Genomic DNA, 14,490 nt, shown 5'->3' with positions numbered 1-14,490 from the left:
CAGTCCAGCGGGTTCAGTCCAACGCTTGCAGGTGGCGCTGGGCCGCCGCGTCGATGGTGGCGATGTGGGGGGAATCCAGGCGCAGCGCGGCGGCGCGCGCGTTCTGGGTGGCCTGGCGGGCATCGCGGGCGCCGCACAACGCCGTGGTGACGCCGTCGGGCCGGGTGGTCCAGGCGATCATCAACTGCGCCAGCGTGCAGTCCAGTTGTTGGCGCAGCGGTTCCAGGTCCTGGAAAAACGCGTGCAGCCGGGTGCGGTTGGCGGTGGAAAAGCGCGGGTTGCCGGCGCGCTGGTCGTCGCCGCCGAACTGGCGCGCCGGGTCGATGGGGCCGGCCAGCAAGCCCAGCGCCAGCGATGAATAGCCCAGGATGCCGACGCTGTGCTCGCGGCACAGCGGCATCAGGGTGGATTCGATGTCGCGGTCGATCAGGCTGTAGCGTTCCTGTATGGCATCCACGGGGCCGTGGCGCAGGTATTCGGCCAAGGTCGCGGCTTCGACGTTGCTGACGCCGATGCCGCGGATCTTGCCCTGGCGCTTCAGGTCGAGCAGGGCGTCCATGGTCTCGGCCACCGGCGTGGTGTCGTCCTGCCAGTGGGTGATGTACAGATCGATATAGTCGGTGCGCAGCCGCGCCAGGCTTTGCTCGACTTCATGGAAGATCGACGCGCGCCCCAGGTGGCGGTGCACTGCCTGGCCGTCTTCGTCAAAGAAGTGGCGGCCCTGGCGGGTGTGCCAGACCAGGCCGCACTTGGTGGCGACCACGGCCTGCTGGCGGCGGCCTTCCAGGGCGCGTCCGACAAGGTCTTCGGCGTGGCCCAGGCCGTAGGCCGGGGCCGTGTCGATCAACTGCACGCCGGCATCGAGCGACGCGCGAATGGCGTCGATGGCGGCCGCGTCGTCGTTGCCGCCCCACATCCAGCCGCCCATGGCCCAGGTGCCCAGGCCCACGGTCTGGCAGCGGATGCCGGAAGTGCCCAGCGTGATGGTGTTCATCGGTGTCCTTTCTTGACGTTCATGAGATGGTCGACGGTGACGGCGCCGAGCAGAATCAGGCCCTTGACCACGTCCTGCCAATACGGCGATACGTCCAGCAGGATCAGCGAGCTGGTCACCACCGACAGCAGCGCCAGGCCCAGCACGGCGCCCAGCACGGTGCCCGAGCCGCCTTTCAGGCTGGCCCCGCCGATGACGACGGCGGCGATGACGTTCAGTTCCATGCCGACGCCGAAGGTGGGCGTGGCGGCGCCGAAGCGCGCGGTGTACACCACGCCGGCCAGGCCCGCCAGCGCCGAGCACAGCACGGTGACCCAGAACTTCACGCGGCCGGTGCGGATGCCGGCATACAGCGCGGCCTTTTCGTTGCTGCCGGTGTAGAACACCTTGCGCAGCAGGGCCGAGCGGCGCAGGGCGAAGTCGCTGATGGCGACGATGGCGCCGAAGATCAGGATCACGGCGGGGATGCCCGCGATCGTGCCCTGGCCGATGAACTTGAACTGCGCCGGCAAGGAAAACAGCGACTGCGGCGTGCCCTGGGTAATGGCCAGGCACAGGCCGCGCACGATCACCATGAAGGCCAGTGACGCAATGAAGTGGGACAGACCGATGCGCGTGACGCAGCCGCCGATCATGGCGCCCACCGCGGCGCTGGCGGCAATGGCCGCCAGGCCCGCCGTCCAGGGGGCCAGCCCCATCAGGAACAGCTTGCCGGTCACCACCATCGCCAGGCACACCACCGAGCCCACCGACAGGTCGATGCCGCCGACGATGACCAGGAAGGTCATGCCGACCACCACGATGCCTTCAATGGAAAACGACAGCAGCATCGCCCGCACGTTTTCCCAGGTCAGGAAGTGGGGCGAGGCAAAGCTCATCACGATGCACAGCGCGGCAATGATCAGCAGCAGGCCGGCTTCGCGCAGGCTGGCCAGCCGGTGGCGCAGGCGCGGCGGCGCGTCGGCGGCCCGGGCAGGGGGCGCCAGCGCGGCGCTGGCCGATGGCGGGGAGGGTAGGTTGGTCATCATGCCGTCTCCTGTGCGCCCAGGCCCGAGGCCAGCCTGAGCAGCTTTTCTTCTGTCATGTCGGCGCGGGCCAGCTCGCCGGCCAGCCTGCCGTTGCGGATCACCAGCGCGCGGTCGCACAGGCCGATGATTTCGGGCAATTCCGAAGAAATCACCACCACGCCCACGCCCTGGTCGGCCAGTTCGCGCAGCAGGTGGTGGATTTCAGACTTGGCGCCCACGTCGACGCCGCGCGTGGGTTCGTCCATCAGCAGCACGGCGGGGCGGGTGGCCAGCAGCTTGGCGATGGCCACCTTCTGCTGGTTGCCGCCCGACAGGCAGGCCGCGTCCTGGCCCACGCCGGCCGCCTTGAGCTTGAGCCGCGCGCCCAGGTCGACGGCCAGCTGGCGTTCTGCCGTGCGCCGCAAGAGACCGAAGCGGCTGCTGATGCGCGCCAGCGCCATGGACGACACGTTCTGTTCGATCGGCATGTCCAGGAACAGGCCGGCGGCCTTGCGGTCTTCGCTGAGGTAGGCGATGCCGTGGCGCAGCGCATCGGCGTAACGCCGCAGCCGCAGGGGCTTGCCGCGCAGGCTGACCGTGCCCTGGCGGGCGCGCCGCAGGCCGCAGACGGTTTCGGCCAGCTCGCTGCGGCCGGCGCCCATCAGCCCGGAAATGCCCAGGATCTCGCCGCGCCGCAGGCTGAACGAAATGCCATGCACGCGCGCGCCGTCGTCGATGTCCTGCACGTCCAGCAGGGTCTCGGGTGGCTGGGCGGTATCGGCCTGCCCGGGCGGGTAATAGTTGCCCAGGTCGCGTCCGACCATGCTGCGCACCAGGGCGTCCGGCGTCATGTCGGCAATGGCGGCGCAATGCACGTCGCGGCCATCGCGCAGCACGGTGACGCGGTCGCAGTGTTCGAAGATCTCGGCCATGCGGTGGCTGATGTAGATGATGCCGATGCCCTGCGCCTTCAGGCCGTGCAGCACGCGGAACAGCGCGGCCGATTCCACTTCGGTCAGCGCTGCGGTGGGCTCGTCCAGGATCAGCACCTTGCAGTCCAGCGTCAGCGCGCGGGCGATCTCGACCAGTTGCTGGCGCGAGATGCCCAGTTGATCCACCCGCAGCGCCGGGTCGATGTCCTGGCCCAGCCGGCGCAGCACCTGCGCGGCGCGGCGGTTCAGGTCGGCGTAGTCCATCCAGGCGCCGGGCTGCGTGTTGATGTGCGGCATGAACAGGTTTTCGGCTACGGTGGCATCGCCGCACAGCGCGATTTCCTGGTGCACCAGGCCGATGCCCAGCCGCATGGCATGGGCCGGCCCGTCGATGGCCACCCGCTGGCCTTCGAGCAGGATGGCGCCGGCGTCGGGCGCATGGATGCCATCGATGATTTTCATCAGCGTCGACTTGCCGGCGCCGTTCTCGCCGCACAGGGCATGGATTTCGCCCCGCTGCAGCGAGAAGCACACGCCGGCCAGCGCCTGCGCCGCGCCGAAGCGCTTGCTGATGCCCTGCAGTTCCAGCAGGGGCGCGGCGGGCGTCATTCGTTGATGCCCTTGGTGCCGCGGCGCGCCAGGTACTTGTCCCAATAGAAGTCGTCGGCGTTGGCCTTGCTGACGATGGACAGGCCGTTGTCCAGGAACGGCACCGCCATGGGGTTGCTGCCGTTGCGCTTGGCGTCATTCATGGGGTCGATCAGTTGCTGGTTGCGCGCCAGGAACAGCAGCATCATGCCCATGTAGCCCTGCACGCCCTGGTTGGGGTTGACCGAACCGTAGACCTCGCCGGACTTGATCATGTCCAGGATCTTGGCGTTGACGTCGCAGCACAGCACCTTGATGTTCTTCTTGGTTTCGATGCTGGCCTGCGCCGCGCCCAGCGCGGAATTGGCCTCGGGCATGAACAGGGCGCCCAGGCCGGGATTGGCCTGCGCCAGGCTCAGCGTGGCCTGGTAGGCCTTGTTCGGGTCCTGGTTGCTGGCGGCGCGGCCCACCAGCTTCATGCCGGGGTGCTTGGTCTTCATGCGGTTGATGAAGGCGGCGATGCGGCGGTCGTGGTTGTCCTGGCCGGGGTTTTCCAGCACGGCATATTCGCCCTTGCCGCCCAGGGCCGCGGCGATCGCGTCGGCCGCCTGCGCGCCTTCGCGGTCGTTATCCGACGTCACGAACGACACGCGCTTGGAATTGGGCGAATCGGCCGCGAAGGTCACCACCGGAATGCCCATGGCCGCGGCGCGGTTGATGGGCTCGATGAAGGGGTCGGGGTTCATCGGGTGCAGCAGGATGCCGGCGGGCTTGCGCGCCAGTTCCTGCTCGAACGAGGCCAGCTGCTTGTTGACGTCGTACTCGGGCGTGCCCGAATAGCGGGTGCGCACGCCCAGCGACTGGCCCAGCTGCTTCATCATTTCGTACACCGGGAACCAGTATTCCACGCCCGACACCATCACGTTCATCACGTAGACGTCATTGGCATTGCCGCGTAGCCCGGGGGCTTGCGGCGCGGCCTGCGCAAAGGCATTGGCGCTGGCCAGGCCCGCGCCCGCCGCCGCCACGGTCTTCAGGAAATCTCGTCTCATGTCTCCGCTCCTTTTATTGCATGGATGCAACCATCGGCCGTCTGGCCCGGGGAACCTGCCGATCGACCTGATTCGATCGATTCGTTGTTATGACATCGACAGCACTATAGGGCAGCCGAAATTTTTAGATTACTAGGGGAAACACTGCTATCCTGCCGAAAATTTCCGTAGACAATGTTATGACATGAGAACAGACATCTACCTCGGGATAGACATGGGCTCCACGGGCTTGAAGGCGGTTGCCTTGGAAGCCGGGAGCGGGGCCACCCTGGCGGCCGCGGGCGGGGCGCTGCCGTATCGGCAACTGCCGCAGGGCGGGTGCGAGCTGGCGGCCGACGCCATCGCGTCCGCGCTGGCGCATGCCTTGCAAGGCGTGGCGCAGCAGCTGGGCGAACGCCTGCGCGATCTGCGCGCGCTCAGTTGCACGGGCCATGGCGCGGGCCTGTATCTGCTGGACGAGGGCGGCCGCTTGCTGGGCGCCAGCGCAGTCGCGTCCACTGACCAACGCGCCGCGGCCCGCGCCCGCGCGCTGGGACAGCGGCTGGGCGATGCGCTGTATGACGAGGTGGGCTGCCGACCGTGGTCGGGGCAGTCATCGCTGATCGCCGCCGAGCGTTTCCAGGCCGATCCGGCGCTGCGCGGCCGCGTGCGGCACCTGCTGTTCGCCAAGGACTACCTGGCGTTCCTGTTGACCGGCCAGGTCGCCACCGATGCCAGCGACGCCAGCACGGCGGGGCTGTTGAACCTGCGGAACGGCGCCTGGTCGGCCATGGCGTTCGAAGCCGCCGGGGTGGCCGACCTGCATGCGCAGGCCGCGCCCCTTCTCACGGCTGGATCGGTGGTCGGGCAGGTGTCGGCGCCCGCCGCGGCGGCGTTCGGCTTGCCGGCGGGCGTGCCGGTGGCGATGGGCGCGATCGATCTGCTGGCATCGTTGCGGGCCGTGGGCGCCGAGCGCCTGGGCCATGCGGTGGCCGTGCTGGGCACCTGGTGCGTCAATGCTGTGGTGGCGCCCGCGCGCGAACCCAAGCCGCAGGTCGGCGCCATCGTGCGTTTCGGCGACCCCGACCGCCGGCTGTACCTTGAGAACAGTCCGTCGTCGATGGCCAATGTGGCCTGGGCGGCGCGGGCGCTGCAATTTCCCGATGCGGCCGCGGTGGTCGACAGCGCGATGTCGGTGCCCCTGGGGGCAGAGGGCCTGCGCTTTCTGCCGTTCATCAATGGCGGCAACTGGCCGCCGGGCGCCAGCGCGGGGTTCGTGGGGTTGCAAGGTCACCACAGTCGCGCCCATATGGCGCGGGCTGTGGTGGATGGCGTGGCGGCCTGGCATGCCTGGCACCTGAAGCGCCTGGCGGCTCAGGGGCTGGGCGTGGCGGGCAGGGTGGCCGCACTGGGCGGCGGCGCGCGCGACCGCCGCATGGCGCAACTGCTGGCCGGCCTGCTGGGCCACGCGGTCGAGCGTTGCGGTGACGATGAAACCGGTGCGCGCGGCGCGGCGGGATATGCGGCGTTGTCGCAGGGCGCCGATGATTGCCTGCCGGCGCCGTGCGAGCGGGTCGAGCCGGATCCGGGCCAGCAGACGGCGCATGCCGATTTCTACGCGCAATTCCATGCGCTGGTGGACAGCATGGCGCCGGTTTTCGCGCAGGTGACGGGAGCCGCGCGATGAGCGCCGCCGGTATGCCCATGGCCGGTATGCCCGAAGCCGGCACGCCCGCCGCCGGTACGCCCGCAGCCGGTATGCCCGCCGCCGACACCCCATACGTGCGTCCCGCCCAGCTCGCCGGCCGCCACTTTTCCACCGTGATCGTCGGCGCCGGGGTCAACGGCGCGGGCGTCTTTCGCGACCTGTGCCTGCAGGACGTGGACTGCCTGATCGTGGACAAGGGCGACATCGCCGCGGGCGCCAGCAGCGCGCCGTCACGCATGATCCACGGCGGCCTGCGCTATCTGGAAAGCGGCGCGTTTTCGCTGGTGGCCGAGGCCACGCGCGAACGCAACCTGCTCTTGCGCAACGCTGCCCACCTGGTGCGGCCGCTGGAAACCGTGGTGCCGCTGTCCAGCCGCTTCGGCGGCCTGGTGGGCAGCGTGCTGCGCTTTGCGGGCCTGCGCGCTTCGCCGGGCGCGCGCGGGCTGTGCGTGGTGGGGCTGGGGCTGCGCCTGTACGACCGCCTGGGCCGGCGCCAGCGCGTCATGCCGGAACACCGCATCGCGCGCGTGCCGGCCGCTGACGGCGCCTTGTTCGGCGCAGCAGTGCGCTGGACGGCCACCTATTACGACGCCTGGATCCGCCACCCGGAATGGCTGGTGCTGGAACTGATCCGCGACGGCCATCGCGACCAGCCCGCGTCCGCGGCGTCCAACTATTGCAGCGTCACGGCCTGCCAAGGGCGCACGGTGACGCTGCGCGATGGCCTCACCGGCGAATCGGTGCAGGTCACGGCCGACACCGTGGTCAACGCCACCGGCGCGTGGCTGGACCGCTCTGCCGACGCGCTGCAAGGCCAGGGTTCGCGCGTGATGGGCACCAAGGGTTCGCACCTGATCCTGGATCACCCGGCGCTGCGCGATGCCTTGCGCGGCCGCATGGCGTACTTCGAGGCGTCCGACGGCCGGGTCTGCATCGTCTACCCCTTCCTGGACCGCGTGCTGGTCGGGTCCACCGACATTCCGGTGGACGATCCGGACCAGGCGGCCACCGATCCGGCCGAGATCGACTACTTGCTGGACGTGCTGCGCGAAGTGTTCCCGCGGCTGGATTTTGGCCGCGGCCACGTGGTCTACACTTACGTCGGCGTCAGGCCTTTGGCCCATTCGGATGCCGACAAGCCGGGCCAGATCTCGCGCGACCACGCGGTGGTGATCGACCCGCCGAACGCCTCGCGCGACGTGCCGCTGATCTGCCTGGTGGGCGGCAAATGGACCACCTTCCGCTCATTGGCGCAGTTGGCGGCCGACGCGGTGCTGGCGCAATTGGGTCGCGCCCGCGCGCATTCCACCGAACAGTTGGCCATCGGTGGCGGCGCCGGCATGCCGGCCGATGCGCCGGGGCTGGACCGTCTGCTCGATGCCATCCAGGCGGCCAGCGGCCTGGGCCGCGTGCGCGTGGCCGAACTGGTCAGCCGGTATGGTTCCGGGGCGCAGGCGCTGGCGCGGGGCTTTGCGCACGAAGGCGATGCGCCGCTGCGGCACGCGCCGGAGTACTCGGCCCCGGAAGTGCGTTTCCTGTGCCGCGACACCGCCGTGCAGCACCTGGCCGATCTGGTCATCCGCCGCACGCTGCTGGCCATTCGCGGCCGCATGACCGCCGCGCTGGCGGCCGAGCTGGCCGGCATTGCCGCGGCCGAGCTGGGCTGGAGCCCCGCGCGCCGCGACGCCGAATTGCAGGCCTGTATCGCCATCTTGCGCGATCGGCACTTTGTTTTGTTTCCCGTTTCGATTTCCAGTCCCGTCACGATATGAGCAGCTCGACCCCGACCGAAGACACCGTACTGGACCGCAGCGCCGGCGCCCCGTTGTGGGCGCAGTTCCGCGATGTGGTGCGCGGCAAGATCCTGCAAGGCGAACTGGCCGTGGGCGCCAAGCTGCCGACCGAAGCCGAGTTCGGCGAGCAATACGGCATTTCGCGCATCGTGGTGCGCGAAGCCCTGGCCGACCTGGTGCGCAATGGCCTGATCTACAAGATCCGCGGGCAGGGCGCCTTTGTGTCGGCGCGCGAACGCGACGAGGATTTCGTCTCGACGGTGCTGGGCTTCTCGGATGAAATGGAGCGCAAGGGCCGCACGGTGCGCACCCAGGTGCTGCTGCAGGAACTGCGTGCGCCCACCGCGCGCGAGGCCACGTCGCTGGGCCTGGCCGACGACGCGCAGGTGGTGGCGCTGAAACGCCTGCGCAGCGTGGACGGCGAATTGCAGCTGCTGGTGGAAACCGCGGTGCCCGCGGACCTGGCGCCGGGGCTGAACCGTACCCGGCTGGAAAATCGTTCGCTCTACGACGTGCTGCGCCGCCAGTACGGCCTGCGCATCGTGCGCGCCGAGCGCTGGATCGACGCGGTGCTGCCCGACGCCGACACCTGCGCGTTGCTGGGCATGACCGAGCCTGAGCCGCTGCTGCGCATCGAGTCGATTGCCTACGGCGCCAATGGCCGGCCGCTGGAACACTACCGCGCGCTGCACCGCTGTCAGACCAGCCGCTTGCACGTGCAGACCACCACCTAGCCGGTTCCGCCGCTTACGCGGGCGGGCCTCCCCATCTGGCCTGGCCCGCCCTTTGCACGGGCAGGTGAGCGCTTGACGGGAAGGCGCCTGCGCCGCAGCGGGCGTGCTGCCGGGGTCACACCACGTTCATCAGCCGCAGCACCCACCAGGCCAGGCCCACGGCCACCACCACCAGCACGATGCGCAGCAGGCCGCTGCCGCTGCGCGGCACGGCGCCCGGCGCCGGTGCGTCGGGCGACGACGCGCTTGCCGGAAACGCTTGCGCCTGCGGCGCGCCACGCTCGGCAGGCGCCGCGCTGCGCACGTCGGGGATATCCGTTTCGATGATGAATTCGGGCTTGTCCGGATCACGCTTGTCCGATGCGCCCGCCAGGCCGCCGATGTCGATGCCGGCGTCCTTCAGCATATTCCACAGCCCGCCATCGGCCAGGCCGCCGCGCAGCGCCTCGATGCGCTCGCGCTCGGCGCGCGGCACCTCTTCCAGGCTGCTGTAGCGCTGGCCGTTCACCGTGACCGCGCCATCCTTGATTTCCACGTTGAACGGGCCGTCGTCGCCGCTGCTGGCGTAGCGCCATTGCTCGCTGACGCGCACGCCAGGGCCGCCCAATTGGCCGTCGAGCAGCGATTCGATGCTGGCGCGCTGTTCGTCGGACAGGCCTTTCGTGGTGCTCCAGCTGGTCGTGGTGGTCGAGCTGCGCCAGGTTTTGTTTTTCTCTGTCATCGATTGGTGTCCGTGAGTAACTTTTATTAGCAGGCTGTACGTCTGTCTGGCGACCGAACAAAAGGGGCCTCTGCACTATACAGAGCCGTCGCGTGGGCACCGTCTTCTTACAGAGTCCTTAATGCAAAACTGAATCCCAAGTCAAGAAATACGAACTGATCCGGTCAAACGAGCGGATCAGATGCGGCAAAAAGCGCATAATGGGGGCCGCTTTCCCTTGCGTCCCTTTTCAAGGGAAGGCTGTTTTTCTGTAACGAAAAGCGTGTTGTTTCTAGCTCGGCAGTTCGTGTTTCCAGGGTTCATGTTCGGTAGCGCGCTAGGACAACTTGGAATTCTCACGGAGATGTCTATGACAGAAGACGCAAAGCCGCGCAGGCGGTTTCTGCAGGCGTTGGCCATCGTGCCAGCGTCGACGCTGGCGGTCGGCACGCTGACCACCGCCTGTACCAACGCGTCGGAGGGCGGCGCGGCCAGCGCAGCCAAGGCTTACGAGCCTACCTACTTCACCAAGCCCGAATGGAACTTCATCGTCGCCGCGGTCGATCACCTGATCCCCGCAGACCAATATGGTCCCGGCGCGATCGAAGCCGGCGTGCCCGAATTCATCGACCGCCAGATGGAAACGCCGTTCGGCCACGGCAAGCTCTGGTACATGCAGGGGCCGTTCCATCCCGACGTGGCGCCCGAACTGGGCTACCAGATCAACCAGAATCCGCGCGAGGTCTATCGCCACGGCATCGAGGCCTGTGATGCCTGGTGCAAGAAGACCCACGGCAAGGTCTACGCCGAACTCGACAAGCCCCTGCAAGAGCAGATCCTGAAAGACCTGCAAGGCGGCAAGATCGAACTGGACAGCGTGCCTGCCAAGACGTTCTTCAGCTTCCTCCTGTCCAACACCAAGGAAGGTTTCTTCGCCGACCCGATGTACGGCGGCAACAAGAACATGGTGGGTTGGAAGATGGTGGGTTTCCCTGGCGCGCGCGGCGATTTCATGGACTGGGTCGACCAGCCCAACGTCAAGTACCCCTATGGGCCTGTATCGATTTCCGGGGAAAAGGGGTAAGCCATGGCAATCAAGAAAGAAAAAGTCGATGCCGTGCTGGTCGGGTTCGGCTGGACCGGCGCCATCCTGGGCCAGGAACTGACCGAGGCCGGCCTGCACGTGCTGGCGCTGGAACGCGGCGTCATGCAGGACACGCCCAAGGACGCCGAATACCCCAAGGTGCTGGACGAGCTGGCGTACTCCGTGCGCGGCAAACTGTTCCAGGACCTGTCCAAGGAAACCGTCACGATCCGCCACGGCGTGGACGACGTGGCCGTGCCGTACCGCCAGAACGGTTCGTTCCTGTTGGGCACGGGCGTGGGTGGCGCGGGTTTCCACTGGAACGGCATGCACTACCGCACGCTGCCCGAAGAGCTTGAACTGCGCACGCGCTACGAAACGCGCTATGGAAAGAAGTTCATTCCCGAAGGCATGACCATCCAGGACTTCGGCGTCACCTACGACGAACTGGAACCGTACTTCAGCAAGTTCGAGTACGTCTGCGGCACGTCGGGCAAGGCCGGCAACCTGAACGGCAAGATCGTCGAAGGCGGCAACCCGCTGGAAGGCAAGCGCAGCAAGGAATTTCCGCTGCCGCCGCTGGCCAACACCTACGGCGCCCAGCTGTTCGAGAAGGCCGCGCGCGAAGTGGGCTTTCACCCGTACCCCGCGCCGGCCGCCAACGCGTCCGGCCCGTACACCAACCCGTACGGCGTGCGCCTGGGCCCCTGTAATTTCTGCGGCTTCTGCGAGAACTACGGCTGCTATATGTATTCGAAAGCCTCGCCGCAGACCACGATCCTGCCGGTGTTGCTCAAGAAGCCCAATTTCGAATTGCGCACCCAGTCGCACGTCATCAAGGTCAACCTGGATTCGACCGGCAAGAAGGCCGTCGGCGTGACCTACATCGACGCCGAGGGCCGCGAGATCGAACAGCCCGCCGACCTGGTGATTCTGTCGGCCTACCAGATGCACAACGTGCGCCTGTTGCTGCTGTCGGGCATCGGCAAGCCCTACGATCCCAAGACCAACGAAGGCGTGGTGGGCAAGAACTACGCCTACCAGATGAACGGCGCGGTCAACGTGCTGCTGCCCAAGGGCACCCAGCTCAACCCCTTCGTGGGCACGGGCGCGGGCGGCGTGGGCATGGACGACCTGAACGGCGACCAATTCGACCACGGCCCGCTGGGCTTCGTGGGCGGCGCCAGCATCCGCCATGTGCGCTACGGCGGCCGTCCCATCAAGACCACGCCCACCATGCCGGGTACGCCCAGCTGGGGCACGGCCTGGAAGGCCGGCGTGCAGGACGCCTACCAGCGCTACATGACCATCGGCATTTCCGGTTCGGTCATGTCGTACCGCGACGCCTACCTGTCGCTGGACCCGACCTACAAGGACAGCTTCGGCCAGCCCTTGCTGCGCATGACATTCGATTGGCACGACAACGAATTCGACATGCTCGGCTACATGGGCGGCCGCATGGACGAAGTGGCCAAGGCCATGAAGCCCGAAAAGCACTTCGTGGCCGTGCGCAAGAAGGGCGCCCGCTACGACACCCGGGTGTACCAGAGCACGCACAACACCGGCGGCGCCATCATGGGGTCCAACCCCAAGGAAAGCGTGGTCAACAAGTACCTGCAAAGCTGGGACGTGTCCAACGTGTTCGTGATGGGCGCCTGCGCCTTCCCGCAGAACATGGGCTACAACCCGACCGGGCTGGTCGGCGCCTTGGCGTACTGGGCCGCGCAAGCGATTCGCGACCAGTACCTGAAGAACCCCGGCCCGCTGGTCCAGGCCTAAGGAGCCCACAATGATGAAGAAAACCATTGTTGCGGCGCTCTCGATGCTGGTGTGCGGCGCCGCCTGGGCGGCCGACGGCACCCCGGCCGCCGTGGATGCGCAGCTGATCAAGCAGGGCGAATACCTGTCGCGCGCTGGCGACTGCATCGCCTGCCACACCGCCACGAACGGCAAGCCGTTCGCCGGCGGCCTGGGCATCGAATCGCCGCTGGGCACCATCTATTCCACCAACATCACGCCCGACAAGGACACGGGCATCGGCAACTACACCTACGAGGACTTCGACCGGGCCGTGCGCCACGGCGTGGCCAAGGACGGGCATTCGCTGTATCCGGCCATGCCGTATACCGCCTACGCCAAGGTGACGCCGGATGACGTCAAGGCCCTGTACGCCTACTTCATGCACGGCGTCGAGCCGGTCAAGCAGGCCAACAAGGACACCGACATCACCTGGCCGCTGTCGATGCGCTGGCCGCTGGGCGTGTGGCGCTGGATGTTCGCGCCGGACGTCGTGACGGCGCCCGCCGCCAACGCCGCCGCGGTGGCCGATGCGGACAAGCAGGCATTGCTGCGCGGCCAGTACCTGGTCGAAGGCCTGGGCCATTGCAGCACCTGCCACACGCCGCGCGGCGTGGCCTTGCAGGAAAAGGCGCTGAGCGACGCGGACGGTTCGGCCTTCCTGTCGGGCGGCGTGGTCGAAGGCTGGCTGGCCAAGAACCTGCGCGGCGACATGACCGACGGCCTGGGCAGCTGGAGCAAGGAAGACATCGCTGCCTTCCTGAAGTCCGGCCGCAACGGCCATTCGGCGGCGTTTGGCGGCATGGCGCAGGTGGTGCAGGACAGCACGCAGCACCTGACCGATGCCGACCTGAACGCCATCGCGGTGTACCTGAAGAGCTTGCCGCCGGTCAACAAGGACGCGACCAAGCCGCTGGCCTACAACGAGACGGTGGCGCAGGCGCTGCGCACCGGCACGGACAAGGGCGACGGCGCCATGGCGTTCCTGAACAACTGCGCGGCGTGCCACCGGAGCACCGGCAAGGGCTACACGGAAACGTTCCCGCAGCTGGCGCTGAGCTCGACCGTGAATTCGGCGGACCCGACCTCGCTGATCCACATCGTGCTCAAGGGCGCGCAGATGCCGGGCACGACGGCGGCCCCCACGGCCTACGCCATGCCGGGCTTTGACTGGCGCATGACCGACAAGGAAGTCGCCGACGTGGTGACCTTCGTGCGGTCCAGCTGGGGCAACCAGGGCGCCAAGGTCAGTGCGTCCGATGTGGCCAAGGTGCGCAAGGACGTGGGCGCGGCGCCGCAGCCCAAGCGCTAGCTTCACGCGTTTTGCATGCGGCCAACGGCGCCGCGTTGCCTTCGGGCGGCGCGGCGCCGTTTTCTTTGGCAGTCATCTTTGGCGGCTTGCCCGGACGTGGCCTGTGGGCAGCGACAACCGTCTTGCCGCGGCCCTGACGAGGCCCTATAGCGGCCGCTCGTAGCGCCGCGCCTGCGCCGTGATGCCGCCGATCTGGTCGGTCTCGGTGCCGGCGTATTGCCAGCCCTGGCGTTCATAGAAATCGATGGCGCGGGTGTTGCCTTCCAGCGCGTACAGGTACAGGTGCGAGGCGCCGCGGGCGCGGGCCCAGGCTTCGGCCTGTGCCACCATGCGCTTGCCGGCGCCCGTGCCCTGGTAGGCGGGCAGCACGTGCAGGTTGTCCAGCAGCACGCCGTCCGGCTGGTCGTGTTCCTGTTTCACGCAGACAAAGCCGATGGGCTGACCATCCTGTTCGGCGATGAACACGGCCTGCGCGTCGGCATTGGCGTCCTGCATCTTGTCTTGCCAATGCACCATGCGTTCGCTGGCCAGGTTCGTGTCGAGAAAGCCATCGGGCAGCAGGCCGCGATAGGTGACGGCCCAACTGGCCGCGTGCATCTGCGCGATGGCGTCGGCGTCGCGGGCAGTGGCTTGTCGCAGGGTCACGGTGGGAGAGGGCATGGGATCCTTGTTGACAGCGTCGGTGGGCGCGCGCATCATCTTCGCATGAACCGCCCGCAGCTTTCGTTCGCTTCGATTATTACCACCATTGGGCCAATGGTGGGTTAGCGCGCGTCGGATCATCGCTACATCAACCCGCCACTGGCGGGT

At 67.7% G+C, this 14,490-nt stretch carries 12 protein-coding genes; 6 read left to right on the top strand and 6 right to left on the bottom strand.

All coding sequences use genetic code 11. The annotated features are described in order from the left end of the window. Nucleotides 1-13: 13 nt before the first annotated feature. From U858_RS0129395 to U858_RS0129380, 4 genes are read right to left on the bottom strand one after another with little or no spacing between them, the layout of a single operon-like run. Nucleotides 14-994, bottom strand: a complete 981-nt coding sequence (locus U858_RS0129395) for an aldo/keto reductase (RefSeq protein ID WP_025140694.1) — start codon at nt 992-994, stop codon at nt 14-16. Continuing rightward, entirely contained in the window at nt 991-2,022 is a 1,032-nt protein-coding gene (locus U858_RS0129390; RefSeq protein WP_025140693.1) for an ABC transporter permease, read from the bottom strand. Before U858_RS0129390 ends, U858_RS0129395 begins: the two co-directional genes overlap by 4 nt. Continuing rightward, complete coding sequence (locus U858_RS0129385) at nt 2,019-3,542, bottom strand: sugar ABC transporter ATP-binding protein (RefSeq protein WP_025140692.1); 1,524 nt, start codon at nt 3,540-3,542, stop codon at nt 2,019-2,021. Before U858_RS0129385 ends, U858_RS0129390 begins: the two co-directional genes overlap by 4 nt. Further along, nucleotides 3,539-4,573, bottom strand: coding sequence for a substrate-binding domain-containing protein (locus tag U858_RS0129380; protein WP_025140691.1), 1,035 nt, complete (start codon nt 4,571-4,573; stop codon nt 3,539-3,541). Before U858_RS0129380 ends, U858_RS0129385 begins: the two co-directional genes overlap by 4 nt. A 184-nt stretch (nt 4,574-4,757) precedes the next feature. Between U858_RS0129380 and U858_RS0129375 the strand changes: the two genes are divergently transcribed. From U858_RS0129375 to U858_RS0129365, 3 genes are all read left to right on the top strand, one after another. Continuing rightward, the gene (locus U858_RS0129375; protein ID WP_025140690.1) at nt 4,758-6,239 is read left to right on the top strand and encodes an FGGY family carbohydrate kinase; all 1,482 of its coding nucleotides are present in this window, start codon (nt 4,758-4,760) and stop codon (nt 6,237-6,239) included. A 71-nt stretch (nt 6,240-6,310) separates the two neighbouring features. Next, nucleotides 6,311-8,032, top strand: coding sequence for a glycerol-3-phosphate dehydrogenase/oxidase (locus U858_RS0129370; protein ID WP_025140689.1), 1,722 nt, complete (start codon nt 6,311-6,313; stop codon nt 8,030-8,032). Beyond that, nucleotides 8,029-8,787, top strand: a complete 759-nt coding sequence (locus tag U858_RS0129365) for a GntR family transcriptional regulator (protein WP_025140688.1) — start codon at nt 8,029-8,031, stop codon at nt 8,785-8,787. Before U858_RS0129370 ends, U858_RS0129365 begins: the two co-directional genes overlap by 4 nt. Nucleotides 8,788-8,902: 115 nt before the next feature. Here U858_RS0129365 and U858_RS0129360 read toward each other — a convergent pair whose 3' ends face one another. Next, entirely contained in the window at nt 8,903-9,508 is a 606-nt protein-coding gene (locus U858_RS0129360; protein WP_025140687.1) for a hypothetical protein, read from the bottom strand. 349 nt (nt 9,509-9,857) lie between these two features. Here U858_RS0129360 and U858_RS0129355 point away from each other — a divergent pair, with 349 nt between their 5' ends. The 3 genes from U858_RS0129355 to U858_RS0129345 are packed head-to-tail and all read left to right on the top strand — an operon-like array spanning nt 9,858 to nt 13,680. Then, nucleotides 9,858-10,571: a gluconate 2-dehydrogenase subunit 3 family protein gene (locus tag U858_RS0129355; protein WP_025140686.1), complete on the top strand. Its 714-nt coding sequence runs from the start codon at nt 9,858-9,860 to the stop codon at nt 10,569-10,571. Nucleotides 10,572-10,574: 3 nt separating this feature from the next. Further along, nucleotides 10,575-12,350 carry a GMC family oxidoreductase gene (locus U858_RS0129350; RefSeq protein ID WP_025140685.1) on the top strand — a complete coding sequence of 592 codons (1,776 nt, stop codon included), beginning with the start codon at nt 10,575-10,577 and terminating at the stop codon, nt 12,348-12,350. A gap of 10 nt (nt 12,351-12,360) precedes the next feature. Then, on the top strand, nt 12,361-13,680 hold the full coding sequence (locus U858_RS0129345) for a cytochrome c (RefSeq protein ID WP_025140684.1): 1,320 nt from the start codon (nt 12,361-12,363) through the stop codon (nt 13,678-13,680). 144 nt (nt 13,681-13,824) lie between these two features. Here U858_RS0129345 and U858_RS0129340 read toward each other — a convergent pair whose 3' ends face one another. Then, a complete protein-coding gene (locus tag U858_RS0129340; RefSeq protein ID WP_025140683.1) occupies nt 13,825-14,340 on the bottom strand; it encodes a GNAT family N-acetyltransferase in 516 nt (171 codons plus the stop codon). Nucleotides 14,341-14,490: the final 150 nt, after the last annotated feature.

This window comes from Achromobacter sp. DH1f (genome assembly GCF_000633435.1).
In the GTDB taxonomy this organism is placed as follows: domain Bacteria; phylum Pseudomonadota; class Gammaproteobacteria; order Burkholderiales; family Burkholderiaceae_B; genus Achromobacter; species Achromobacter deleyi.
This window is presented reverse-complemented; position numbering and strand designations above follow the sequence as displayed.

Coding starts and splice junctions, on each gene's coding strand:
- U858_RS0129395 (WP_025140694.1), bottom strand. CDS start 994: ATGAACACCATCACGCTGGGCACTTCCGGCATCCGCTGCCAGACCGTG.
- U858_RS0129390 (WP_025140693.1), bottom strand. CDS start 2,022: ATGATGACCAACCTACCCTCCCCGCCATCGGCCAGCGCCGCGCTGGCG.
- U858_RS0129385 (WP_025140692.1), bottom strand. CDS start 3,542: ATGACGCCCGCCGCGCCCCTGCTGGAACTGCAGGGCATCAGCAAGCGC.
- U858_RS0129380 (WP_025140691.1), bottom strand. CDS start 4,573: ATGAGACGAGATTTCCTGAAGACCGTGGCGGCGGCGGGCGCGGGCCTG.
- U858_RS0129375 (WP_025140690.1), top strand. CDS start 4,758: ATGAGAACAGACATCTACCTCGGGATAGACATGGGCTCCACGGGCTTG.
- U858_RS0129370 (WP_025140689.1), top strand. CDS start 6,311: ATGCCCGCCGCCGACACCCCATACGTGCGTCCCGCCCAGCTCGCCGGC.
- U858_RS0129365 (WP_025140688.1), top strand. CDS start 8,029: ATGAGCAGCTCGACCCCGACCGAAGACACCGTACTGGACCGCAGCGCC.
- U858_RS0129360 (WP_025140687.1), bottom strand. CDS start 9,508: ATGACAGAGAAAAACAAAACCTGGCGCAGCTCGACCACCACGACCAGC.
- U858_RS0129355 (WP_025140686.1), top strand. CDS start 9,858: ATGACAGAAGACGCAAAGCCGCGCAGGCGGTTTCTGCAGGCGTTGGCC.
- U858_RS0129350 (WP_025140685.1), top strand. CDS start 10,575: ATGGCAATCAAGAAAGAAAAAGTCGATGCCGTGCTGGTCGGGTTCGGC.
- U858_RS0129345 (WP_025140684.1), top strand. CDS start 12,361: ATGATGAAGAAAACCATTGTTGCGGCGCTCTCGATGCTGGTGTGCGGC.
- U858_RS0129340 (WP_025140683.1), bottom strand. CDS start 14,340: ATGCCCTCTCCCACCGTGACCCTGCGACAAGCCACTGCCCGCGACGCC.